Annotated in this window: 25 protein-coding genes; 15 read left to right on the forward strand and 10 right to left on the reverse strand. The window is 63.2% G+C overall.

Annotation, left to right across the window (positions count from 1 at the left end):
• Positions 1-70 precede the first annotated feature (70 nt).
• The 5 genes from ACJ0G7_RS03005 (at position 71) to ACJ0G7_RS03025 (ending at position 5,865) form a co-directional block, all read left to right on the forward strand.
• Complete coding sequence (locus ACJ0G7_RS03005; RefSeq protein WP_407395145.1) at positions 71-2,014, forward strand: IMS domain-containing protein; 1,944 nt, start codon at positions 71-73, stop codon at positions 2,012-2,014.
• A gap of 54 nt (positions 2,015-2,068) precedes the next feature.
• The gene (ffh, locus tag ACJ0G7_RS03010; protein WP_407395146.1) at positions 2,069-3,571 is read left to right on the forward strand and encodes a signal recognition particle protein; all 1,503 of its coding nucleotides are present in this window, start codon (positions 2,069-2,071) and stop codon (positions 3,569-3,571) included.
• Positions 3,572-3,652: 81 nt separating this feature from the next.
• The gene (gene rpsP, locus ACJ0G7_RS03015; RefSeq protein WP_043697562.1) at positions 3,653-4,063 is read left to right on the forward strand and encodes a 30S ribosomal protein S16; all 411 of its coding nucleotides are present in this window, start codon (positions 3,653-3,655) and stop codon (positions 4,061-4,063) included.
• 7 nt (positions 4,064-4,070) lie between these two features.
• A complete protein-coding gene (locus tag ACJ0G7_RS03020; RefSeq protein ID WP_043696179.1) occupies positions 4,071-5,066 on the forward strand; it encodes a PhoH family protein in 996 nt (331 codons plus the stop codon).
• A 67-nt stretch (positions 5,067-5,133) separates the two neighbouring features.
• Positions 5,134-5,865 carry a Bax inhibitor-1 family protein gene (locus ACJ0G7_RS03025; RefSeq protein ID WP_043696182.1) on the forward strand — a complete coding sequence of 244 codons (732 nt, stop codon included), beginning with the start codon at positions 5,134-5,136 and terminating at the stop codon, positions 5,863-5,865.
• Positions 5,866-5,922: 57 nt separating this feature from the next.
• Here ACJ0G7_RS03025 and ACJ0G7_RS03030 read toward each other — a convergent pair whose 3' ends face one another.
• A complete protein-coding gene (locus tag ACJ0G7_RS03030) occupies positions 5,923-6,444 on the reverse strand; it encodes a hypothetical protein (RefSeq protein WP_043696185.1) in 522 nt (173 codons plus the stop codon).
• A gap of 57 nt (positions 6,445-6,501) precedes the next feature.
• On the opposite strand from ACJ0G7_RS03030, the gene era reads away from it, so the two are divergent.
• The 6 genes from era to larB are packed head-to-tail and all read left to right on the forward strand — an operon-like array spanning position 6,502 to position 11,148.
• Positions 6,502-7,437, forward strand: coding sequence for a GTPase Era (gene era / locus ACJ0G7_RS03035; RefSeq protein WP_043696187.1), 936 nt, complete (start codon positions 6,502-6,504; stop codon positions 7,435-7,437).
• Between the two features lie 31 nt (positions 7,438-7,468).
• A complete protein-coding gene (locus ACJ0G7_RS03040; protein ID WP_407395147.1) occupies positions 7,469-8,371 on the forward strand; it encodes a phytanoyl-CoA dioxygenase family protein in 903 nt (300 codons plus the stop codon).
• A 22-nt stretch (positions 8,372-8,393) separates the two neighbouring features.
• Positions 8,394-8,855 (forward strand): phycobiliprotein lyase, encoded by a 462-nt coding sequence (locus ACJ0G7_RS03045; protein ID WP_043696194.1) that lies wholly within the window; start codon positions 8,394-8,396, stop codon positions 8,853-8,855.
• A gap of 6 nt (positions 8,856-8,861) precedes the next feature.
• Positions 8,862-10,067 carry a tRNA (guanosine(37)-N1)-methyltransferase TrmD gene (trmD, locus tag ACJ0G7_RS03050; RefSeq protein WP_084188053.1) on the forward strand — a complete coding sequence of 402 codons (1,206 nt, stop codon included), beginning with the start codon at positions 8,862-8,864 and terminating at the stop codon, positions 10,065-10,067.
• Positions 10,064-10,477 carry a TIGR03792 family protein gene (locus ACJ0G7_RS03055; protein WP_253912772.1) on the forward strand — a complete coding sequence of 138 codons (414 nt, stop codon included), beginning with the start codon at positions 10,064-10,066 and terminating at the stop codon, positions 10,475-10,477. The genes trmD and ACJ0G7_RS03055 overlap by 4 nt, the downstream gene beginning before the upstream one ends.
• Positions 10,474-11,148: a nickel pincer cofactor biosynthesis protein LarB gene (gene larB / locus ACJ0G7_RS03060; protein ID WP_407395148.1), complete on the forward strand. Its 675-nt coding sequence runs from the start codon at positions 10,474-10,476 to the stop codon at positions 11,146-11,148. Before ACJ0G7_RS03055 ends, larB begins: the two co-directional genes overlap by 4 nt.
• Here larB and ACJ0G7_RS03065 read toward each other — a convergent pair.
• The 5 genes from ACJ0G7_RS03065 to ACJ0G7_RS03085 all read right to left on the reverse strand — a co-directional run bounded on the left by ACJ0G7_RS03065 (position 11,121) and on the right by ACJ0G7_RS03085 (position 14,706).
• Positions 11,121-11,258 carry a hypothetical protein gene (locus ACJ0G7_RS03065; RefSeq protein WP_407395149.1) on the reverse strand — a complete coding sequence of 46 codons (138 nt, stop codon included), beginning with the start codon at positions 11,256-11,258 and terminating at the stop codon, positions 11,121-11,123. The genes larB and ACJ0G7_RS03065 overlap by 28 nt on opposite strands.
• Positions 11,259-11,377: 119 nt before the next feature.
• Entirely contained in the window at positions 11,378-12,256 is an 879-nt protein-coding gene (locus ACJ0G7_RS03070) for a DUF1517 domain-containing protein (RefSeq protein WP_407395192.1), read from the reverse strand.
• Between the two features lie 98 nt (positions 12,257-12,354).
• Positions 12,355-12,573 (reverse strand): sulfur carrier protein ThiS, encoded by a 219-nt coding sequence (thiS, locus tag ACJ0G7_RS03075; RefSeq protein ID WP_043696206.1) that lies wholly within the window; start codon positions 12,571-12,573, stop codon positions 12,355-12,357.
• A 4-nt stretch (positions 12,574-12,577) separates the two neighbouring features.
• Complete coding sequence (locus ACJ0G7_RS03080; protein WP_407395150.1) at positions 12,578-13,627, reverse strand: thiamine phosphate synthase; 1,050 nt, start codon at positions 13,625-13,627, stop codon at positions 12,578-12,580.
• A gap of 143 nt (positions 13,628-13,770) precedes the next feature.
• Positions 13,771-14,706 carry a bifunctional riboflavin kinase/FAD synthetase gene (locus ACJ0G7_RS03085; protein ID WP_043696218.1) on the reverse strand — a complete coding sequence of 312 codons (936 nt, stop codon included), beginning with the start codon at positions 14,704-14,706 and terminating at the stop codon, positions 13,771-13,773.
• A gap of 56 nt (positions 14,707-14,762) precedes the next feature.
• Between ACJ0G7_RS03085 and ACJ0G7_RS03090 the strand changes: the two genes are divergently transcribed.
• Entirely contained in the window at positions 14,763-15,323 is a 561-nt protein-coding gene (locus ACJ0G7_RS03090) for a DUF3611 family protein (protein ID WP_043696222.1), read from the forward strand.
• Here ACJ0G7_RS03090 and surE read toward each other — a convergent pair.
• Positions 15,308-16,117, reverse strand: a complete 810-nt coding sequence (gene surE, locus ACJ0G7_RS03095) for a 5'/3'-nucleotidase SurE (RefSeq protein WP_407395151.1) — start codon at positions 16,115-16,117, stop codon at positions 15,308-15,310. The two genes, ACJ0G7_RS03090 and surE, sit on opposite strands and share 16 nt — an antisense overlap.
• A 72-nt stretch (positions 16,118-16,189) precedes the next feature.
• On the opposite strand from surE, the gene pheS reads away from it, so the two are divergent.
• The 3 genes from pheS to ACJ0G7_RS03110 all read left to right on the forward strand — a co-directional run bounded on the left by pheS (position 16,190) and on the right by ACJ0G7_RS03110 (position 20,574).
• Positions 16,190-17,197 carry a phenylalanine--tRNA ligase subunit alpha gene (gene pheS, locus ACJ0G7_RS03100; RefSeq protein WP_043696230.1) on the forward strand — a complete coding sequence of 336 codons (1,008 nt, stop codon included), beginning with the start codon at positions 16,190-16,192 and terminating at the stop codon, positions 17,195-17,197.
• Between the two features lie 117 nt (positions 17,198-17,314).
• Entirely contained in the window at positions 17,315-19,717 is a 2,403-nt protein-coding gene (locus tag ACJ0G7_RS03105; protein ID WP_407395152.1) for an arylsulfatase, read from the forward strand.
• Positions 19,718-19,746: 29 nt separating this feature from the next.
• Complete coding sequence (locus ACJ0G7_RS03110; protein WP_407395153.1) at positions 19,747-20,574, forward strand: formylglycine-generating enzyme family protein; 828 nt, start codon at positions 19,747-19,749, stop codon at positions 20,572-20,574.
• On the opposite strand, the gene ACJ0G7_RS03115 is transcribed toward ACJ0G7_RS03110, so the two are convergent.
• The 3 genes from ACJ0G7_RS03115 to ACJ0G7_RS03125 form a co-directional block, all read right to left on the reverse strand.
• Positions 20,538-20,933, reverse strand: a complete 396-nt coding sequence (locus ACJ0G7_RS03115) for a hypothetical protein (protein ID WP_407395154.1) — start codon at positions 20,931-20,933, stop codon at positions 20,538-20,540. The two genes, ACJ0G7_RS03110 and ACJ0G7_RS03115, sit on opposite strands and share 37 nt — an antisense overlap.
• Positions 20,934-20,941: 8 nt before the next feature.
• Positions 20,942-22,060, reverse strand: coding sequence for a hypothetical protein (locus ACJ0G7_RS03120; RefSeq protein ID WP_407395155.1), 1,119 nt, complete (start codon positions 22,058-22,060; stop codon positions 20,942-20,944).
• A gap of 329 nt (positions 22,061-22,389) precedes the next feature.
• A complete protein-coding gene (locus ACJ0G7_RS03125) occupies positions 22,390-22,782 on the reverse strand; it encodes a hypothetical protein (protein WP_407395156.1) in 393 nt (130 codons plus the stop codon).
• Positions 22,783-22,809 lie beyond the last annotated feature (27 nt).

Consider the following 22,809-nt stretch of genomic DNA (forward strand, 5'->3'; position numbering starts at 1 on the left):
GGCCAACGGATGAGAAATAGGCAAAATCCCAGACACTGACTAAAGTTCGCAGCTATTGCGTGCGCTGGTGGTGGACCTGCCCATCGATCATTTCCGACTGCTGGGCGTCAGTCCTTCCTCGGATGCTCAGGCCATTCTTCGCAAGCTTCAGAGTCGTTGCGATCACCCGCCGGATCAGGGATTCACCCACGAGGTGCTGCAGCAGCGTCAGGTCCTGCTGCAGCGATCCGCGGACCTGCTGACGGATCAGGAGCGACGGGAGGAGTACGAAGCAGCGTTGCTGCAGCTCAGTGAGACGCACCCGGATGGAACCGTCGGTCTCGATCTGGCCTCCAGCAGTGAGGTGGCGGGACTGATCCTGCTGTGGGAAGCCCGGGCCTCCCATGAAGCCTTCCAGTTGGCGCGTCAGGGGCTGCAACCACCGCAGGCACCAGCGCTTGGCAGTGGGCGTGAAGCCGATCTCACCCTGCTGGCAGCTCTCGCCTGTTGTGATGCGGCGGCGGAAGACCGGGAGTTGCGCCGTTATGAGGTGGCCGCCGGGTTGCTGCAGGAGGGGATTGAGCTCCAGCAGCGGATGGGCAAGCTTCCTGATCAACAGGCCAAGCTCGAGCAGGCACTTCAGGCCCTGCATCCTTACCGGGTCCTTGACCTGCTCAGTCGTGATCTCAGCGATCAGCAGGCCCATCTGCGAGGTCTCGCTCTGCTCAATCAGCTGGTCAGCGAGCGGGGCGGTCTCGAGGGGGAAGCCGCGGATGCCGGCACGGCCCAGCTGGCCCAGTCGGATTTCGAGACCTTCTTCCAGCAGATCCGCCGCTTTCTGACGGTTCAGGAGCAGATTGATCTGTTCGGCAGCTGGTACGAACAGGGCTCCGAGGAGGCGGGATGTCTGGTGGTGTTCGCGTTGACGGCCGCAGGCTTCACCCGCCGCAAGCCCGAGCTGTTGGAGCAGGCCCGGGAACAGCTGGTGCTGCTGAAAACACCGGATCTCGATCCCATGCCGCTGCATGGCTGCATCGATCTGCTTCTGGGTGATGTGGCGGAGGCCGCTCTGCGCTTCGGCAGTTTGCGCGACCCCGACCTGAAGGACTGGTTCGCAGACCATCCCGGCGATGAGCTCGCTGCTCAGTGCGACTACTGCCGCGTCTGGCTGGAGCGGGACGTTCTTCCCGGTTACCGCGATGTGGAACCGGCCGGGGTTGACCTGGATGCCTGGTTCGCCGATCGCGATGTGCAGGCATATGTGGACCGATTGGATCGCCAGGCCGCCCGTCAGGAGGAGAGTCCCACCGGCTCCGGAATGCCTGACTGGCTGCCGCTGCTCGATCGTCCTGTCTCCGAGGAGCCGGAGGAGGACAGCGTCCCGGCCGGGGAGCCGGAGTCGGCGACACTTGCCTGGACCCGGCAGTTGCCCCTTGGGGCGATGTCACGCATCGCCGGTGCGGTGGTGGCCGCCCTGGTGACCGCTCTTGTGGTTCAGGCCCTGATGCGACAGCGAACCAGCAGTCCCAGCTCGGAACCCACGCCCATTCCTGTGATGCCGGCGGAACCTCAGGCTGAGCCCTCAGCACCGCAGGCGACCCTGAAGCCTGAGAAGGGGACCGTCTCCGCGCCTCAGCCGCTGACGGCTGATCAACCGACGAACGATCAACTTCAGGCCCTGGTGCAGGCCTGGCTGGATGGCAAGGCCAGCGCCCTGGCCGGCACCGGAGATCCTGCTCGCGATCTGGCGCCCATCGCCCGCGAACGTCTGGTGGAGCGGGTGCAGGCGGAACAGGCGGCTGATGCCGCGGCCGGCCGCAGCAAGCTGATCGAGGCCTCCGTGACCGCTGTGGGTCCGGTGAACCGTGCACCTCAGCGGATCGCCGTTGGGGCGCAGGTTGCCTACGCCGACAAGACCCTGGGTGGAGACGGTCAGGTGCTGGAGCAGACGGAGCCCGGAACTCTCTCCCTCACCTATGTCTTCGGAAGGGACGGCAAGGAGTGGAAACTGCACGAGTACATCCCCGGTCGCTGAACCGGGGAGCATCGCTTTTTACGATCACTGCACTGAGCCTGATGGCTGCCGAAGATGTTTGACGAGCTATCAGCCCGTTTTGAGGATGCGGTCAAGGGGCTGAAAGGCCAGGACAAGATCAGCGAAACCAACGTCGAAGGGGCGTTGAAAGACGTGCGTCGCGCCCTGCTGGAGGCGGATGTGAGCCTGCCGGTGGTGAAGGATTTCGTCGCTGAGGTGCGTGAGAGGGCTGTCGGCGCCGAGGTGGTGCGCGGCGTCAGCCCGGATCAGAAGTTCATCCAGGTGGTGCACGAACAGCTGGTGGAGGTGATGGGCGGCGATAACGCTCCGCTGGCGAAGGCGACTGAGGCACCGACGGTCGTGCTGATGGCAGGCCTGCAGGGGGCCGGCAAGACGACCGCCACCGCGAAGCTGGGCCTTCATCTCAAGGATCAGGGCCGTCGGGCCTTGATGGTGGGGGCTGATGTCTATCGACCTGCTGCCATCGACCAGCTGAAGACGCTGGGCGCACAGATCGATGTCGAGGTGTTCAGCCTCGGTTCGGATGCCAAGCCGGAAGACATTGCTGCCGCTGGTCTGGAGAAAGCGAGGCAGGAGGGCTTCGACACGTTGCTGGTCGACACCGCAGGTCGCCTGCAGATCGACACCGACATGATGGAAGAGATGGTGCGGATCCGCACCGCGGTGCAGCCGGATGAGGTGCTGCTGGTGGTCGACTCGATGATCGGCCAGGAGGCGGCCGAACTCACCCGATCGTTCCACGAGCAGGTGGGCATCACGGGAGCCGTGCTCACCAAGCTCGATGGTGATTCCCGCGGTGGAGCGGCGCTGTCGATCCGCAAGGTGAGCGGTCAGCCGATCAAGTTCATCGGCACCGGCGAGAAGGTGGAGGCCCTGCAGCCGTTCCATCCGGAACGGATGGCCAGCCGCATCCTCGGCATGGGCGATGTGCTCACGCTGGTGGAGAAGGCCCAGAAGGAGGTGGAGCTCGCTGATGTCGAGCAGATGCAGAAGAAGCTGCAGGAGGCGACGTTTGACTTCTCGGATTTCGTGAAGCAGATGCGCTTGATCAAGCGCATGGGATCGCTGGGTGGCCTGATGAAAATGATCCCGGGCATGAACAAGATCGATGACGGCATGCTCAAGCAGGGGGAGCAGCAGCTGAAGCGGATCGAGTCGATGATCGGTTCGATGACGCCGATGGAACGGCAGAACCCCGATCTTCTGGCCAGCCAGCCCTCCCGCCGCCGCCGCATCGCTGCCGGCAGTGGCCATCAATCGGCGGATGTGGACAAGGTGCTGGCGGATTTTCAGAAGATGCGCGGCTTCATGCAGCAGATGAGTCAGGGCAACATGCCCGGCATGGGTGGGATGCCTGGAATGGGCGGCATGCCCGGCATGGGCGGGATGCCTGGCATGGGCGGGATGCCAGGGATGGGTGGGATGCCTGGAATGGGCGGCATGCCCGGACAGGCCGGTGGCAGGCGCGGCAGGGGCGCTGCGGCTCCGAAGCGTCAGAAGCCCGTCAAGAAGAGAAAAGGCTTCGGAGCTCTCTGATCGGCCACCCGGTATGTTGGTTGTTTGGCAGGCGTTGCAGCGCTGCCTGAATCCACACCACTCCTCAACACCAGGGCCACGATGATCAAGCTCCGCCTGAAGCGGTTCGGCAAGAAGCGGGAAGCGAGCTTCCGCCTCGTGGCCTGCAACAGCACATCCCGCCGTGATGGCCGTCCGCTCGAGGAGCTCGGTTTCTACAACCCCCGCACCAAGGAAACACGCCTCGATACGGAAGCCATCCGCGAGCGTCTTGGCCAGGGAGCTCAGCCCACCGATGTGGTCCGCACCCTGCTGGAGCGCGGTGGTCTGATTGAGAAGTCCATTCGTCCGGCCGAGACCGTCGGCAAGGCCAAGCAGGCCGCTGCCCGGGATGCAGCTGTGAAGCAGGCCGCCAAGGAGGCTGCCGAGGCCAAGGCTGCTGCTGAAGCAGAGGCAGCCGCCGCTGCGTCCTCCGAGGGTGAATCCAGCGAAGGCGAGCCCACCGAAAGCTGATCCTCCGGTGACCGCCAGCGGCGAGCGCAGCCGTTTCATTCTGGATCTTCCCGATCCTGAAGCAGCCCTTGCCCTGGCGGGGGAGGCGGAATCAACCCTGCATCGCCTGGAGTCCCTCACTGGCGCATCCCTCGTTCTGCGCGGGTTGCAGCTGGTGATCACAGGACGCTCTGCGCAACTGGAGCGTGCCGCTGCCGTTGTCGAGCTGGTGCGGCCGATCTGGCAGCAGGGCCAGGCGGTTTCCTCGGTGGACCTGCAAGCGGCGCTCGGGGCTCTGGAGGCCGGCCGCGGCGATGACCATGCCGCCATGGGTGAGCAGGTGCTGGCCCGCAGTCAGACCGGCGGACTGCTCAGGCCTCGCACGCTTCGCCAGAAGCAGTACGTGGATGCGATGGAGCGCCACGATCTCACCTTTGCCCTTGGGCCCGCTGGCACCGGCAAGACCTTTCTGGCCGCGGTGCTCGCGGTGCGGATGCTCACGGAGCGCAGGGTGGAGCGCTTGGTGCTGACACGCCCAGCGGTGGAGGCGGGGGAACGCCTGGGATTTCTGCCTGGTGACCTGCAGCAGAAGGTGGATCCCTACCTGCGCCCGCTGTACGACGCTCTGCATTCCCTGCTTGGCCCCGAAAAGACAGCCACGCTTCTGGAGAAGGGAGTGATCGAGGTGGCCCCTCTGGCCTACATGCGGGGACGCACCCTCAGCGATGCCTTCGTCATTCTCGATGAGGCCCAGAACACGACACCGGCCCAGATGCGCATGGTGCTCACCCGGCTCGGTGAACGGTCCCGCATGGTGGTGACCGGGGACATCACCCAGGTCGATCTGCCGTCCGGTCAGCTCAGCGGACTGCTGGAGGCCTCTGAGGTTCTTGATGGCGTCGATGGGGTTGCCGTCTGCCGGCTCACGTCATCGGATGTGGTGCGCCACCCCCTGGTGCAGCGGGTTGTGGAGGCTTATGCCCGTCGTGATGTCGCCCCTGCGTCACGGCACGTGCATCGATAGGGGGATCCGCACCTCAGACCATTGCCAGCACTGTCAAAGTGATGGGAGTGATTGGTGTCCGGTCGACATGCCAGCCAGCAGCAATTTCCAGCAGGCCATCCGCGAGGCGCAGTCCAGCGCCCTGGTCGGCCCCAATGTCGTGAACAAGGCCCTCCCCTACGTCGGCGGAGGCATGGTGCTGACCTCCGTCGGAGTGATCGGCGGGTTATCGATGATGTCTTCGCCGATGTTCATGCCCCTCTTCTGGGTGGCGATCATCGGCAATCTGATCCTGTTCTTCGTCGCCCAGAACGTGGCGATGAAGGGCAACAACGCCACCGCGTTACCGCTGCTCTCGGTTTACAGCCTGATCACCGGTTTCACCCTCAGTGGACTGGTGGCGCTTGCGGGAGCCGTTGCCGGTGTCGGTGCCGTCGGAACCGCGGCGCTGGCCACCGGTATCACGTTCGTGATCGCGTCAATCGTCGGACGTCGCATGAGTGACAGCGTCGGTCAGGCGCTCTCCGGGGTGGTCGGCCTTGGCTTGATCGGTCTGATCCTGGCGATGGTGGTGCAGTTCATCGGAGGGATCTTTGCCCCTGAGATGTTCCATGGCACCAGCTTCGAACTGATGATCGCCGGCTTCGGCACGGTGCTGTTCGTCGGAGCCGCCTTCGTTGACTTCTACACGATGCCCCGCACCTACCGGGATGACCAATACCTGGCCGGTGCCCTGAGCATGTATCTGACTTACATCAACCTGTTCATCTTCATTCTGCGCCTGATCATCGTTCTCAACGGTGGCAGCCGTCGGGACTGACCATCCCCCGAAGCACAGGTCGTGAATCTCAGAAACCCCGGTTGATCCGGGGTTTTTTCATGGGTCGGCGACGTCGTACACGCTGGTGCTGATCGCTTGCCTCTGTTCGGCGTCGTAGCCCCACTTCTCCAGGAAGCTGACGTCATCCCCCCGGTTGTCGAGCGCGGCCTCAAGCAGCTGTTCGAGCCGTTCCTTCACGTCTGCCGGCTCCAGCTGCCGCAGCAGTTCGGTGCAGCGAGCCGTCACCCGCTCAGAACCCGCCTGCTGCGCTGCATCTCCCTGGCGTCGGTGATGCAGTGCCATGGCGCTGCTCATCGCCAGGTTGCGAACGGTCAGATCCACCACGCCGGCACCGCCGGCCCGCAGCTGCCCCACCACCGGATCGGGCAGCCGATCCATCAGGGCGCTGTCGCCGGCCAGGCTCACCACGAAAAACCCCCTGGCACCATCGCGGCTCGCGATGATCTCGCCGACGCGGTCCGCCAGCACTTCATCGCTGATTTCCTCGTTCTCCCACTGCTGCAGCCAGGTGGCGGTGATCTCCATCGCCTGCTGGAAGGTGGGTGCGGCGCTTGCCATGACCAGGTGACACTCCAGGGAGCAGGCTATGGGGTTCATCCCCGGCACCCCGACCGCATGACCCTCGCCACCCCGGAGGATTTCCGCTCAGGGTTCGTTGCACTCATCGGACGCCCCAACGTGGGCAAATCCACCTTGGTGAACCGGATGGTGGGGGAGAAGGTGGCGATCACCTCCCCCGTGGCGCAGACCACTCGCAACCGCCTGCGGGCGATCGTCACCACGGATGCTGCGCAGTTGGTGCTGGTGGACACCCCGGGCATTCACAAGCCGCATCATCTGCTCGGGGAGCGGCTGGTGCAGAGCGCCCGCAGTGCCATCGGTGAGGTGGACCTTGTGCTGCTGTTGCTGGAGGGGTGCGAACGGCCCGGTCGCGGCGACGCGTTCATCGTCAATCTGCTGCGTGAGCAGCGCTTGCCGGTGCTGGTGGCCCTCAACAAATGGGATCGGGTTCCCGATGGTCAGGAGGACTCAGCCGAGCAGACATACCGGGATCTGCTCACGGGCACCGACTGGCCGCTGCATCGCTGCAGCGCACTGGAGGGTGATGGCTGCGGGGATCTCGCGACGGCGATGGCGGGTTGTTTGCCGCAGGGTCCGCTGCTGTACCCGCCGGAGATGGTCTGTGATCAGCCGGAGCGGGTGCTGCTGGCGGAACTGATCCGCGAGCAGGTGTTGCTGCAGACCCGCGAGGAGGTGCCCCACAGTGTCGCCGTCATGATCGATCGGGTCGAGGAGATGCCTGCTCAGGGCAAGGGGCAGGGCCGAACGGCGGTGCTGGCCACGGTCCTGGTGGAGCGCAAGAGTCAGAAAGGCATCCTCATCGGTAAGGGGGGCTCCATGCTGAAGACCATCGGTCAGGGAGCCCGTCTGCAGATGCAGACGCTCATCGATGGTCCGGTGTATCTGGAGCTGTTCGTGAAGGTGGTGCCGGATTGGCGCAGCAAACCGCAACGGCTCAATGAGCTCGGCTACGGCGATCAGGGCAGCTGATCCGTTCTGGCGTCGACCTAGTCTCCGGCCCATGCTCACCTTGCTGACACGCACCAAGAGCTTTCGGGATCCCTGGGTGGGCAGTCCGGCTCTGAACAGGCACTGGCAGCTGCACCGCCGCCGGGTTCAGCTGGCGGAGTCCCTGTGCCGCTGGAGACGACTGTTGCGACCGGTTGAGGTCAGCGACCTGCAGCGCGATGGTGTGATCGCGATCCGGAACTGGCTGCCCGTCGACCGTTTCGAGGCACTTCGTGAGGAGGTGGAGCAGGCGGTCGCCGATGCGGAACGGCGGCACCCCATCACCCCTGGAGAGCAGGTCGGCTTCCAGCCCAAGCAGCCCTTCCCCGGAGGGTTTGATCGGTTTGACGGCGGCACCCTCAACCGCTTTCTGCATATCGATGCCGCAGCGCTGCCGCACGCAGCGGACTTCTCCGGCGATCCCCGCCTCTCGCGTTGCTCACGTCAGGTGATCGGTCTGCCGCAGCAGGCCCGCAAGCTCGATATCTATCTCACGGTTCATGGTGAGGAGTCACGCACTCCGGATCTGCAGAAGGAGCTGCATCGCGACACCTTTTTTCGTGCCTTGAAGTTCTGGTATTTCCTCTGGCCGGTTGAGCCCCAGGACGGCCCCTTTGAATACGTCCCCGGCAGTCACCGTCTCGGCGCTCGGCGGCTGCAGTGGGAGCAGCGCACAGCGGATGCTGCCATCCGTCATCAGCGTCAGCCGGATGTGTCCGGCTCCTTCCGGATTCACGAGGACGCTCTGGCCGAACTGGATCTGCCGGCGCCGAAGGCCTTCACCTGTCCGGCCAACACTCTGGTGCTGGCTGATGTCTTCGGTTTTCATCGCCGTGGATCGGCGCTGCCGGGGCGGCGACGCCTGTCTCTCTACGGCTGGAACCGGCCCTACCCCTTCCTGCCGATCACCTGGTGAGACCGACTGAGAAGATGGCGTGATGAGCGATCAAGCCTTCCCTCCCGCAGATCCTGCGTCGTTTCTGGCCCTCTGCGCTGGCGAGTGGATGAGTCTGCGCAGCAGCTTCGCCCTCTCCAACGGTGATGACGACTGGCACACCAGCGAACGCGGAGAGCTGACGGTTCGCTTCGAATCCGGCAGTGGAGAGCTGCTGGGTCGATTGCTGGTGGAGCCTCCCGGTGGACGCGGCCGCTCGCTCGGCTTCGTGGATGGTGGTGAGCTCACGGTCGATGAGGAGAGCCGCGGTGAATGGCGCTTCTGGCCGGATGGAAGTGTCGAACTCGATCTCCCGCAGCCCGATGGTTCGCTGGTGCAGGAACGCATCTGGTTCACCCGAGCCAACCTGCGACTGCGCAGCACCACCGCGGTGGATGCCGGGGGAAGTCCGCTTGAGGGAAGTTTCTGCACCGACATCCGTCGGGTCTCCAAACCAGCCGCCTGAGTGGCGATGTCGCCCTATCGCCTCGATGTGGTGAGCCTGGCGCCCCAGGCCTTCGCAACGCTGCTGGAGCTTGGGGTGATCGGTCGCGCCTTTGCCGCCGGCATCGCGGCAATGCATCTGCACAATCCGCGCGACTTCGCCACCGATCGCTACCGCAAGGTGGACGATGAGCCCTACGGCGGTGGTGCCGGCATGGTGCTCAAGCCGGAACCGGTGCACGCGGCGATGGAGTCCATTCCACGTGCCAGCCGCTCTCGCGTGCTGCTGATGACGCCCCAGGGCCGGCCGCTGCAGCAGGCCGATCTGCAGCGCTGGTCCAGCGCGTACGACCAGCTGGTGCTGCTCTGCGGCCACTACGAGGGATTTGATGAGCGCATCCGGTCCCTGGCGGATGAGGAGGTGTCCGTCGGGGATTTCGTGCTCACTGGAGGGGAGTTGCCTGCGATGACCGTGATCAACGGTGTTGTGCGCCTGCTTCCCGGCACCGTCGGAACGGCGGCTTCCCTGGTGGAGGAGAGCCACAGTGCCGTGCTGCTGGAGCATCCCCACTACACCCGTCCGGCGGAGTTTCGTGGTCAGCGGGTTCCGGATGTGCTGCGCAGCGGTGATCACGCTGCCATCGAGGCCTGGCGACAGCAGCAGCGTGAGCAGCGCACACGGGAGCGCCGCCCCGACCTCCACGCCCGTTGGCTGGCCGGGAGAATGGATCCCGCCTGTGAGGACGCCATGCAGCTGCGGATCGGCAACGGTTACGACATCCACCGTCTGGTGCCGGGACGGGCGCTGATTCTCGGGGGGATCAGCCTGGAGCATCCGGAGGGGCTGGGGCTGGATGGTCACAGTGACGCCGATGTCCTGGTGCACGCTGTGATGGATGCTCTGCTGGGAGCCCTTTCACTCGGTGATATCGGCAAGTATTTCCCTCCCACGGATCCCCGCTGGAAGGGGGCTGACAGCCTGCAGCTGCTCGAGCAGGTGGTGGCCCTGGTGAGCGAGCGGGGCTGGCAGGTGGTGAACGTGGATGCGGTGGTGATCGCCGAGCGCCCCAAGCTCAAACCCCATATCGAGGCGATGCGCTGCAACATCGCCGATCGCATCGGACTCGCCCCGGAGGCTGTGGGCGTCAAGGCCACCACCAATGAAAAGCTGGGTCCCGAGGGACGCGAGGAAGGCATCAGCTGTCAGGCGGTGACCCTGCTGCAAAAGCTGTGAGGCGCATCACGGCGCTGATGCTGGCGATGCTGGTGACACTGTTCACCCCTGCCGCTGACGCCATGACCGCAGACCCTGCCGTCGAGCTGCTCCGACTTGCGGTGCCGGCGCCGCAGCGGCAGCTGTGGCTGGAGGCGGAAGCCCGCACCTGGCAGCCCTGGCTGGAGCAGCAGACGGGGTTCCTCGGCCGTGATCTCTACTGGGACCCGGTCGGTGAACAGGGGGTGCTGTTGATCCGCTGGGCGAGCCGTGATCAGTGGAAAGCGATCCCCGCTGAGTCGGTCGAACGGGTGCAGGCAGACTTCGAGGCTTTCACCAACACGGCTCTGGGACGACCGCCCATGGCGACGGCAGTCTTTCCTCTCGTGGAGGAGCGCGAACTGCGACAACAGACCCTGCCGACCCCATGACCGATGCCCGTCTCGACCTGCAGCGGCGCGACCGTCTCGGCATGGTCGAGGCCGTCTGGGGGGAGCACAAGACCGTTGATCAGATCGCAGCGATCCTGCCCCGCTTCGCGGCGGCGGGGGAGCTGGCCCTGGTCACGCGTGTGAGCCCCGATAAGGCCGCGGCGGTGCTGGAGAGGATTCCTGAGGTCACGGTGCACGAGCAGGCCGCCGCGCTCACCCTCGGAACTCTTCCGTCAACGCCAAAGGGCGCGGCCGAGGTGGCGGTGCTCAGTGGCGGCAGCAGCGACCGTCGGGTCGTGGCGGAAGCCTGCCTGGCTCTGCGTTGCCATGGCGTCGGGGTGGATCCGGTCATGGACGTGGGGGTGGCTGGCCTGCATCGATTGCTGAATGCGCTGCCACGCCTGAACAGCGCCCGTGTGTTGATCGCGTGTGCCGGCATGGAAGGGGCCCTGCCGACCGTCCTGGCAGGACTGGTTCCCCAGCCGGTCATCGCTGTTCCGGTGTCCGTCGGCTACGGCGTCAGTGCCGGAGGTCGCGCCGCTCTTGACGGCATGCTCGCCAGCTGTGCCCCCGGGCTTGTTGTCGTCAACATCGACAACGGCTACGGAGCCGCCATGGCGGCTCTGAGAATGCTTCGATCCGCTCAGGCCGTCAGGCCGCGGTCCAGCTGACCGAGCCGCCCCAGTTCCTCGCTGGCATGGTCACCTTCCACCTGCTGGAGGGCGTTCACCAGGGCATGCAGATCGGTTCTGGCCAGTTCCCCGTCCTCTTGCCATTCCATTGCGCGGGGATCAGGAGCCAAGGACCGAACCGAAGATGTAAGTGATTCAAAACTAGGTGTTGATCCTGGTAAAAAATGCCTAGATGAAGGGCGTCAGGCGGAAGACTTTCTGAAGAAGGTCAGAGATGCTGGAGGTTCGGATAAGCGGTGATCAGTTCCTCGGCGCTGAGAACATCACCGCGACCTTCCGGTTGCCAGATCACCTCCAGCGCCAGCAGTTCGCTGGAGGCCGTTGAACCCAGAATCCGCAGGGTCTGGCGGAGGTCCTCACCGGTGTTGGCACCCTGCAACCTTGCGTTGGCCGTGGACGCCACCAGCAGGGTGACCACGATGAATTCGTTGGTCGCATCGGCTTCGCCGACGGCTGAGTCATCAAGACGACGACCACCGACGTTGCTGGTCAGCTCGGCGTCCAGCTTGCTGCGCTCGCTCATCGAGAGGCGATTGAAGGTGGATTCGGCTGAGCTGAAGGGGACCGTTCCGGTCTCGGCATTGGCGTAGACCCAGAGATCGGGCTGACGCAGCAGCGCAAGGGTTGTTTCCTGCAGCAGTCTCTGCAGGCCGCTGGAGCTGGAGGTGTCCGATGAGGCCGCCAGCGAGCGGAGATCGTCTTGAAGGCTCTTGGCACTCGCCAGCAGCCCCACCTGCACCTGAAGCATGTTCACCTTGCTCGGCACGGCCGGTGCCATGGCGCCGCCGCCACCGATCGCCGGGGCGCCGCCCCCGAGACCGCGCAGGGCATTGACCAGAACGCCAGCCACGGCCATCAGGATCAGCAGGCCGAACAGACCACCACCTCCGAAGCCGAAGATCGGGATCAGGAAGGGAAAGCCGATTCCACCGCCGCGATATCCCCCGCGGTATCCACCGCCGTAGCCACCACCGCCGAAGGAACGACCGCTGGAGCGGGGCATGGATGGGGCGCGGAAACTGCCACCACCCATGCGTCCGCCGCGGGCCGCGTCAGCCGGTTGAACCTGGATCAGAACCATCCCCATCAGCACCACGGGGAGCAGCAATCCAGCCAGCAGGCGACGTGTCCAGTTGGACGGAGGGAAGGCCACGGAGAAGCGTTCGGCGAAGCGGTTGGACGACTCTAGGAACCCCCTCCCACGATGGTGACAATCTCCAGATTGTCGCCGTTGAGAATGGTGCTGTCGGGCCATCGACGACGCGGAACGATCGTTCCGTTGTGCTCGACCACCACGAGTGCCGGGTTGTGCCCCAGGGCCTCGACCACCTGCAGGAGTCCGGGAGGGTCCGGTTGCGGATCAAGAGTGCGGGCTTCGCCGTTCACGGTGAGTTGCAGCGCCATCGCTTCAGGCCACGGGTTGGGAGAGGCTGTCGAGCAGGTCCCGGACGGCCTGCCCCGGATCGGCTGCCTCCATGATCGCTCCGATCACGGCCACATGCCGGCAGCCGCTCGCCGTCAGCGGGCCCAGATTGGAGACATGGATGCCTCCGATGGCGAACACCGGTTTTGAACTGAGCGTCAACGCCTCACCGACCAGCTCGATGCCGATCGGTGAACGCTCCGGTTTCACGGCGGTGTCGTGCACCGGTCCAAGACCCAGATAGTCGCAGTCTTCGCTGTTGGCTGTTCGCACCTGCTCGAGGCTGTGGGTGCTTCGGCCCAGCAGCCGCTCAGGCCCGAGCAGACGCCTGGCGATCGCGGTTGGGAGATCCTCCTGTCCCAGGTGCACGCCGTCGGCGTCCACCGCGAGGGCCAGATCGATCCGGTCGTTGACGATGAACAGGGCACCGTGCTGGCTGCAGAGCTGCCGCAGGGCCGTGGCCTGGGTCAGTCGGTCGTGATCGCTCCCGTCCTTGTGGCGGAACTGCACCATGGCGACGCCGTGGTGCAGAGCGATGGCAACGCGATCGAGCAGGTCCTCGCAGGGCGCGGTGATCAGGCACAGACGGCAGTCCTTCAGGCGACTGCGTCGCTGGCCTCCTTGCGTGGCCTCCAGGCAGCTCACTTCCAGGTCGTAGAGCCCGTAGCGGATCGTCGCTGCTTCGCCTGCCAACTCCGGGTCGACACTGCGCCCGAATTCCTCCAGCACCCGCAACGCCTCCTGCACCCGGGCGCAGTTCGCGGCCACCACCTGCCGGGGGCTGTGCCGATCCAGCTGTGCCGGATGCTCCAGGCCGGCGCCGCTGTCGGTGGCGGTGGAGCGGCTTCGTTTGTAGAGGTCGTGATGACGCCGCCCCAGCCGCTGGCGCCAGTCCTTGAGGGTCACCACCAGGTCCTCCCGCTCCAGCCCGAAGCGACACCAGTCCTCCACGACCCGCAGTCCCTCTCGGGCGCGGTCGAGGTTGGCATCGATCAGCCGCGCCACACGCGGATCCGAACACGACGGGCAGTCCATCATTTTCGTGGCACCCTGTGAAGGCTCGCATTCCCAGCGACCATGGAGAACGGCGGATCCGAGAGCACCATGCACGTGCTGGTCTGGGGCATCGTGCTTCTGGGAGGGATCGGAGTGTTCATCGTCTGGGGTCTGGCCAACGCCTATCCCACCGTCGCCTGAGACGAGGCGTACAGCAGGGTCCGGGCGCGATCGGCATCCCGGCCGATCTGGGCACTGAGGGCATCGAGCCCATCGAATTTCACCTGACCCCGCAGCCGCTCCACGGGCTCCACGAGCAGTTGCCTGCCCTCCAGTTCGATGCTGCGATCGAGCAGATGCACTTCCACCGCTGAGGGTGACGTGGGGTCGACGGTGGGCTGAGGCCCGAGGTTCATCACAGCGGCCAGCCGCTCCCCCTCGCCGTTCAGCTGGGCCCAGGCTGCGTAGACCCCCAGGGCAGGCAGGAACTTGCGGCCATCCACCTGCAGATTGGCGGTGGGCCAGCCCAGCTCACGGCCGAGACCGCGACCCCGCACCACCCGCCCCTGGAAGCGGTAGGGGCGCCCCAGCAGGCCCCGGGCGCTGTTGAGATCTCCGCTGTCGAGAGCCGCCCGGATCCTGCTGCTGCTCATGCGGCCGTTGCCGTCCTCCACGATCTCCACCACCTGCACGTGCACGCCGTGGGCGCCGGCCACCTGCTGCAGCAGGGCGGCGTCACCGGCCCGGTTGTGACCGAAGCGGAAATTGGCTCCAACGGCGATCCGTTCGGCCTGCAGGGTGTCCAGAAGGACCGATTCCACAAAGGCTTCCGGACTGAGGGCTGCCAGCTCCGTCGTGAAGGGCACCAGCACCAGCTGCCGGATGCCGAGCGGTTCCAGCAGGCTGAGTTTTTCGTTGGGCAGATCCAGTCGCAGCCTTGGTTCTCCATAGAGAACCTCGCGTGGGTGCGGCCAGAAGCTCACCACGCTGGGCACCGCCCGGGTGTCGGCGATGGCCTGACGGATCACCTGGCGATGGCCGACATGAAGGCCGTCGAAGCTGCCCAGTGCCAGGGCGGTTGGCCGTTGTGCCTCCTGGGGTGAGCAGAGGGGAATCAACGCGGGATGCGGGAGGAAGGCTTTGGTGGCAAGTTTGGACGACTGACGGGCTTGGCATGGCGGATCGCCTCGACTTCCAGCAGTTGTCCTTCGGACTGCGTCGCATGGGCTGGATCCGGTTCTGGATCCAGACGGTGCTCGGCATTGTGGTGGTCGGGGTGCTGCTGTTCAACAACGTGGGCAGCAGCCTGGCGCGCAATTCTGAACGTGCTCTCGGGCTCGGGCCTGGTCTTTCGCTCACCAGCCTGGCGTTTCTGGTGCTGTTGTTCAGTCTCTGGCAGGGCTGGCTGATCGTGCGCACCGGTCGCGCCATCGACAGCGCGGCCCGACCCAGTCGCGGTGAAACGGCTCGACTGCTCAAGCGAGGGCTGCTGGCGGACCTGCTCGGTCTCACCTTCGCGGCCATCGGTTATCAGGCTCTGGCCGGAAGTCTGTTCGTGCAGGCCTCGATGCAGACCCCCGGCATCGCCATCGGTGGTCGGGGGATGTCCGACAACCTGGCGATCACGTCGCTGGAGATGCTTTCCGTGCTCAGCAACACCCAGGTGCTCTTCGCACACCTGATCGGGCTGCTGTTCTCACTGTGGCTGCTGCAACGGATCTATCGCACCAGCTGACCGGCCAGACGCAGCTCCGGCAGACCGGACAGAGGACCACGCCAGAACAGATCCGGTTGAATCGGGGTGAGTGAGGGACTGTTGGCGTGGATCTGGGCCACATCGCTGGGCCAGTCCCGTGGACCTTCCCCCGCCGATTCGAGATCGTTCACCACCTCTCCGGCCAGCCAGTAGTAGGCACGGCCGCGGGGGTCGACGCGCGGGCTGAACTGTTCGTCGTAACGGCGGATCGACAGGCGGGTCCAGCGCAGTGGGCCCATGGCCTCCCGCTCACAGGGCGGAATGTTGAGGTTGAGCAACAGGTTCTCCGGCCACTGGTCAGCCAGGGCGTTTTCGGCCACGTCCACCGCCAGCTCTGCGGCGGCCTGAAACTGGCGCCACTGGAAGCAGGCGCTGCTGACAGCCAGGGAGGGAATCCCTTCGAGCGTGCCTTCCATGGCCGCGGCGACGGTTCCCGAGCAGAAGACGTCCGTGCCCAGATTGGGACCATGGTTGATGCCGGACAGCACGAGATCCGGCTTCTCCTTCACCAGCTCGAACAGGGCCAGTTTCATGCAGTCCGCTGGCGTGCCGCTGCAGGCCCAGGCGGTGACCCCCGGCACGAACAGCTCATCAGCCCGCTCCGCACGGATGGGGGTCTGCAGGGTGAGACCGTGACCCGTGGCTGAGCGTTCCTGGTCAGGGCAGACCACGGTCACCGTGTGGCCGCGGGCCACGGCTGCCGAGGCGAGGGTACGGATGCCGTCTGCGAACACCCCGTCGTCGTTGCTGATCAGGATCCGCAGCGGGGTCATGGGAACAGGATTCGGTGGGGGGAACCTAAGCGGCTTGGCTGCTTACAGTCAGCTGCCTTTGGATGCAGGCCGGTGAGCGCCCCCGTCACACTGCAGGACCTCACGGATCAGCTGGACGCTCTGGAGCAGCAGGCGGCCGCTGAGATTGCTGAGGCGCCGGATGCCGCTGCGCTCGAACAGCTGCGCGTGGGCCTGCTGGGCAAGAAGGGCCGTCTGTCCGGTGTGCTGGGGGCGATGGGCAAGCTTCCCGGCACGGAACGCCCTGTGGTGGGTCAGCGGGCGAATGTGCTCAAGACTCAGTTGCAGGCACTGCTGAGCGAGCGTCTTCAGGCGGTGAAGCAGGCGGCGATGGCGGAGCGGATCTCCCGGGAAAGCCTTGATGTCACCGCACCGCCCTCGGGAACGCCGATGGGTCATCGCCATCCCCTGATCAGCACCACCGAGGAGATCGTCGATCTGTTTCTCGGTCTCGGATACAACGTCACCGAAGGCCCTGAGGTGGAGCAGGACCACTACAACTTCACGGCCCTGAACATCCCCGAGGATCATCCGGCCCGGGACATGCAGGACACGTACTACCTGCAGAACGATCTGCTGCTGCGCACCCACACCTCACCGGTTCAGATCCGTTTTCTGGAGCAGACGCCGCCTCCGGTGCGCATCATTGCTCCGGGGCGTGTCTACCGCCGTGATGCTGCGGATGCCACCCATTCGGCGGTGTTCCATCAGGTGGAGGTGCTGGCCATCGATGAAGGCCTCGATTTCAGTCACCTGCGCGGCACGGTGATGGCTTTTCTCAAGGCGTTCTTCGGGGATGTTCCGGTGCGCTTCAGAGCCAGCTATTTCCCGTTCACCGAGCCCTCGGCCGAAGTGGATGTGCAGTGGCGTGGTCGCTGGCTTGAGGTGATGGGCTGCGGGATGGTGGATCCAGCCGTTCTGGAGGGTCTGGGGCTCGACCCGGAACGCTGGAGTGGCTTTGCGGCCGGTTTGGGAGTGGAGCGGTTCTGCATGGTGCGGCACGGCATCGATGACATTCGCCGCCTATACACCAGTGACCTTCGTTTTTTGGAACAGTTCTGACGCCAATCAGCTCGTCAAGCTTGCGTGTTGTTCCTTGATCTTGCGAACTGTTGTAACTGAGCTTTTCGAAGTTTGACTCGCTAAATCAGGGGGCGAGCAGGTCTCTCTCCGTTTTTCATGAAGCTGCGTCAAATCGCAATCAGCAGTGGTGTCGTCATCCTTGCTGCGATGACCACGTCGTGTTCGAGTTCGATTAAAAGCCAGTCGTCGAAGGCTGAATTCGATCGGACGGCACTCCCGATCGCGGAGCCGAAGCCTGAAAAGGTCACCAAGCTGCTGCCTTCGGAGGTGCCGCTGCCACCCCAGTGGGAAGTGAAAGCACCCGCTGATGCACCCAATGTGGTGATCATCCTGCTGGACGACGTGGGCTATGCAGCACCGTCCGCATTCGGTGGCGCTGTGAACATGCCGACGGCTGAGAAGCTCGCCAAAAACGGACTGCGTTACAACAAGTTCCACACCACAGCGCTCTGTGCGCCGACGCGCGCGGCGCTGAAATCCGGCCGCAATCACCACAAGGTGAACACGGGTTCGATTCCGGAGATCGCCACGGGCTATGCGGGCAACTCGACGGTCGTCCCGGATTACGCCGTTCCGGTTGCAGAGATCCTGCGCCTCAATGGCTACAACACGGCCGCCTTCGGCAAATGGCATGAAACACCAGGTCGTGAGACCACGGCAGCCGGCCCTCAGACCCGTTGGCCAACGCGTCAGGGCTTTGAGAAGTTCTACGGCTTCGTCGGCGCCGAAGACAACATGTGGGAACCCACCATTCACGATGGTGTGACCGTTGTGGATGCTCCGAAGAAGGATCGCTATCACTTCACCGAAGACATGACCGATCAGGCGATCGGTTGGATGCGGCAGCAAAAAGCGATCAAGCCAGATAAGCCATTTTTCATCTATTACTCCTCAGCCGGTGCCCACTCTCCGCATCATGTGGGCAAGGAATGGATTGACAAATACAAAGGAAAGTTTGATGAGGGCTGGGATGTTCTCAGGGAGCGCAATCTTCAGAACCAGATCAAGGCAGGGATTGTTCCTGAAGGCACGAAGATGGCCCAGGCACCGGACAGTATCCCCAAATGGGACAGCCTCACGCCACAGCAGCAGAAAATCTATGCGCGCCAGGCCGAGGTTTTTGCTGCCTTCACGGAGCATTCTGATTACGAAGCTGGACGTTTGATCCAGGCGATTGAAGATCTCGGCGAGCTTGATAACACCTTGGTGATCTACATCACTGGTGACAATGGCGCCAGTGTTGAGGGTGATAGGACCGGTCAGTGGAATTGGAACCACTACCTCAATGGCATTGAAGAGACGCCTGATGAACAGGAGGCCAAGCTTGATGAGTGGGGCGGACCGACGACTTATCCCATGTATCACATGGGTTGGGCGATCGCCTTCAACTCACCCTTTGCGCTCTCCAAGCAGGTGGCTGGTGATTTCGGTGGAACACGCAATGGCACGGTGATTCATTGGCCGAAACGCATCAAAAAAGGTGGTGGTGTACGGACTCAGTTCTCGCACGTGAATGATGTGGCCCCCACGATCCTTGAGGCGTCTAATCTGCCGATGCCCAATACAATCAACGGCATCCCGCAGATCCCTATGCAGGGAACCAGCCTGATGTATACCTTTGACAATCCGGATGCCAAGGAAAAGCACAACACGCAGTACTTCGAAATCATTGGCAACCGGGGCATCTATCACAACGGCTGGATGGCGCGGACCACAGTGATGTATCCCTGGATGGCGCCGGAACGAATGAATCCGGTTGCGGACGATTCTGGTTGGGAGCTGTACGACACCACTAAGGATTTCAGTCTCTCGACTGATCTTGCCGAGCAGGAGCCGGAACGCCTGAAGAAGATGAAGGAGAAGTTCCTGGAACAGGCGATTGAAAATCAGGTGTTGCCACTGGATGATCGACTTCTCGAGCGTCTGGTGCCGTCCGTTGCCGGACGGCCGACCCTGTTGGGTGATCGCACGTCCATGGATCTCTATCCCTATGCCTGGAATCTGGTCGAAGACTCGATCCTCAATGTGAAGAACGTATCGAACAGTGTGACCGCTTTTGTTGATAAGAAAGGCGACGATGAGGACGGCGTGATCTTCTCCCAGGGTGGTCGCTTTGGTGGTTGGTCGCTTTACGTTGAAAACAACAAGCCCTCCTACACCTACAACTACTTAGGACAGCTGTTCACGTTCACGAGCGACAAGCCATTACCGACTGGTAAGTCCGAGATTCGTTTCGAGCTCGACTACGACGGCGGTGGTACCGGTAAGGGTGCTGATGTTCGGATGAAACTCAACGGCGATGTGGTCGCTGAGGGTCGCCTGGAGAAGACGATTGCATCGCGTTTCTCCATTGATGAGGGTGCTGATGTTGGACTTGACCGTGGCTCTGCGGTCACCGTCAAGACCATTGGTCCCCGGCGTTACAGCGCCTATGGCGGCCAGATTGACAAGGTGACGATTCAGATCTATCCCAAGGACACAGATCAGAAGAAAGGTTGAGCGTGTCGCCATCGATCAGCCGGGATGACATGGCCGTCATCCCGGCCGGCCAATATCAACTTGGTTCCACCGATTTCTATCCGGAGGAATCTCCGATCCGAAGGGTCACGTTGCCGTCCTTCCGGATCGACGTTGCTCCTGTGACCAACGCTCAATTTGAGCGTTTCGTTCATGCCACGGGATACGTCACGGTGTCGGAGCAACCTCCCGACCCCGTGCTGTATCCGAATCTGGCTCCGGAAGAGCAGATTCCCGAGTCAGCTGTGTTTCTTCCGCCTCCGGCCAGTGTGGATCGCAGCCAGCCTCTGGCTTGGTGGGCGCTGATCGCCGGAGCTGACTGGAGGCATCCCCAGGGGCCTGAGACAAGCATCGAGGGGTTGATGGAGCATCCGGTCGTTCACGTCGCTTATGACGATGCGATCGCCTATGCCCAATGGGCCGGTAAGCGGCTTCCGACCGCAGACGAATGGGAGGTGGCGGCGCGAGGTGGACTGGTGGCTCAGGATTATGCCTGGGGTGCTGAGATGACACCGGAGGGCCGCTGGCTGGCGAACGTCTGGCAGGGGCCGTTCCCCTGGGTCAACGAGCAGACGGATGGATGGTTCTGGACATCCCCGGTGGGTCATTTTCCAGCCAACGGCTATGGGCTGGTCGACGTCTGCGGCAATGTCTGGGAGTGGACGTCAACGGTGTACCCCGTTCCGGAGGAAGAGCAGAAACGGCGGGTGATCAAAGGAGGGTCCTTCCTCTGCGCTGAGAACTACTGCCATCGCTTCCGGCCTGCGGCCCTGATGGGCCAGACCCTCGACACGGCCACCTGTCACATGGGTTTCCGCTGTGCCGCTGACCTGGATTGATCCAGCAGCATCAACAGCCCCAGCACGAGATGCAGCAAGCCAGCGGGGCCAACCATGGGGCCCTGCGCTGCGCCGGTGAAGGCAAAGCCGATCAGAAACAGGGCGGCTGCGAAGTTGTAAAGCATCAACCCAAGCCTGGCTGTGGATGGTTTGGCTTCTGGGTCGCCGGCAGACCAGCAGGAGATGCCCAGGCTGATCAGCGCCGCGCCGAACAGCTGGGCCAGCTGATCACCACCATCAGCTAGCGGTGATCCGAACAGAAGAGCCATCACGACGCTTGGAACCAGCACCAGGGGGACACCGGTGCTGAGTTCCACCAGGCAGGAGATCCGGGTGGCATGGCGAGTGAGTTTCACCATGTTTTGAATCAATCGAAGAACAGTCTCAGACCCAGGTTTACACCGTGCTGAGTCACGTCGTAGTGGTCATCGGATCCGTGACCGGCGAAATCAAGTCCCCAATATTTGTATCCAAGTGACAACTGGGTTGAATTACCGAGCGTGTAGGCGATTCCTGCCTGTGCCGTCCCGGAGAGATCACGACGGCCGCTGACTCCGAAACCAGCAGCATCGAGGTACAGGAATGCCTGCCACTGATCACTGAAGGCATAGGTGGTCTGCATCCCGATCAGCGGACTCACCCAGGTGTTGGACCATGACTCATCCCAGTCCCTCTCAAACTTTGCCTTGGCCTCTTTGGGAATCAGCACGCCAGGGCGGTTGCTGGTGGATTTGTACTCGACGTCGTTCTCAAACTCCACATCAACATCCATGGTGGCGTCAACGATGCGGGCCCCGATCAGTCCGACAAATGAGACGTCGCCGGCTTCCATCCGAGGTTTGGCGATGGCGCCAGCGCGGAAACGCGCCGCCAGATCGACGACCGTCTGATTGAAGGTGGTATCGAGATCAATTTTTCCTTTGGCGGTGACCCGTCGGTCCTTCACGATTCCAGGAAGGTCATTGTCGACCTGATCACGCAAAGCGTTATCCCCGCTCCAGCTGCCGACCGTCTCGGAGATCCAGGAGGAACCATGATTCACATGAGCCTGGAATCCGTAGCGCCCGTACTCCACCCCAACACGCCCGGTGAAGGCACCTGTGATCGGGGTGAGAACATCTTCCAGGTTCTGGGTCTGGCTGTTGGTATTACCCATCACCCTGATTTCGGTTGTCGTCTCCAGGGGAAGAAAACCGTAAAGATCGATGTACGTCCGCCAGTTCTTTTCGTCGTCTTCAGTCTTTTCCGTGGGTTCATCCTCCGCTGCCTGCGTGATCAGCACCGTCTGGCTTTGCTCAGCCACAGATTCGCTCTGCTCTGCCAAAGCTGCTGATGAAAGCCCGAAGGATGCAAGCATCGAAATCGGAATGATCAGGGATCGGAACATCCGCATGAGATTCAGCGAGTTTGTAAAGCAATCGCCCTGACCATACGGGGTTTTCCGATTGCGGCACAGGTCAGAGGTCAATTGCTTGAAGCTGGCCAAGCGCCCTGAAGGCATTGTCAATGCTGGTCCAGTAAGACACGCGCAATTCGTACCTTTTGCACACGGTTTTTCGGCATGCTGGGCACAACAAAAGTCCTTTCCTTGTGAAGCTTTCTACAGCTGCCGCTTTCCTGGCGCTTTCCCTGGCTCCCTTCACTTCCGGGCAGGCATCAGCAGAGGATGTTGATCGTTCGGCAGGATCGGACTTCGATCACACGCCTCTGACCTTTGATCAGGATCTGGCGCAGGCTGTGGATGCTTCGTCGGAGTCGACCATTGCCCAGGCTTCGGGGAGCTCGAAGACGTCCGGGGCTGCCGCTGCTGAGGCATCAGGCCCGAGCCAGGAAGCTCTGGCCAAAGCCGCCCAGAACCCGATCGCCAGCATGATCAGCATTCCGATCCAGTGGAATGCGACTCCGAATACCCAATGGGCTCCCAATGCCATTGATCCCGACGCCGATCACGACAAGGTTCTGAACGTTGTCAATGTCCAGCCAGTCTTCCCCTTCAAGCTGAGCGATGACTGGACGGTCGTCACCCGCACCATCGTTCCATTTCTGGGTGTTCCCTGGGCTGATCCGAAAATTGGTGTGACGGAGGCTGGTGATCCTTATCTCAAGCGCTGGGATCAGGAGCAGCGTGTTGGCATCGGAGATATCAACCCATCGGCCTTCTTTGTGCCGACCATGGAAGGTGATTTCACGATTCGGTTTCGGTCCCACCGTCGGGATCCCTGTTTCGGATGGTCC

Origin of the sequence: Parasynechococcus sp., assembly GCF_045559935.1 — a bacterium.
Taxonomy (GTDB): domain Bacteria; phylum Cyanobacteriota; class Cyanobacteriia; order PCC-6307; family Cyanobiaceae; genus Parasynechococcus.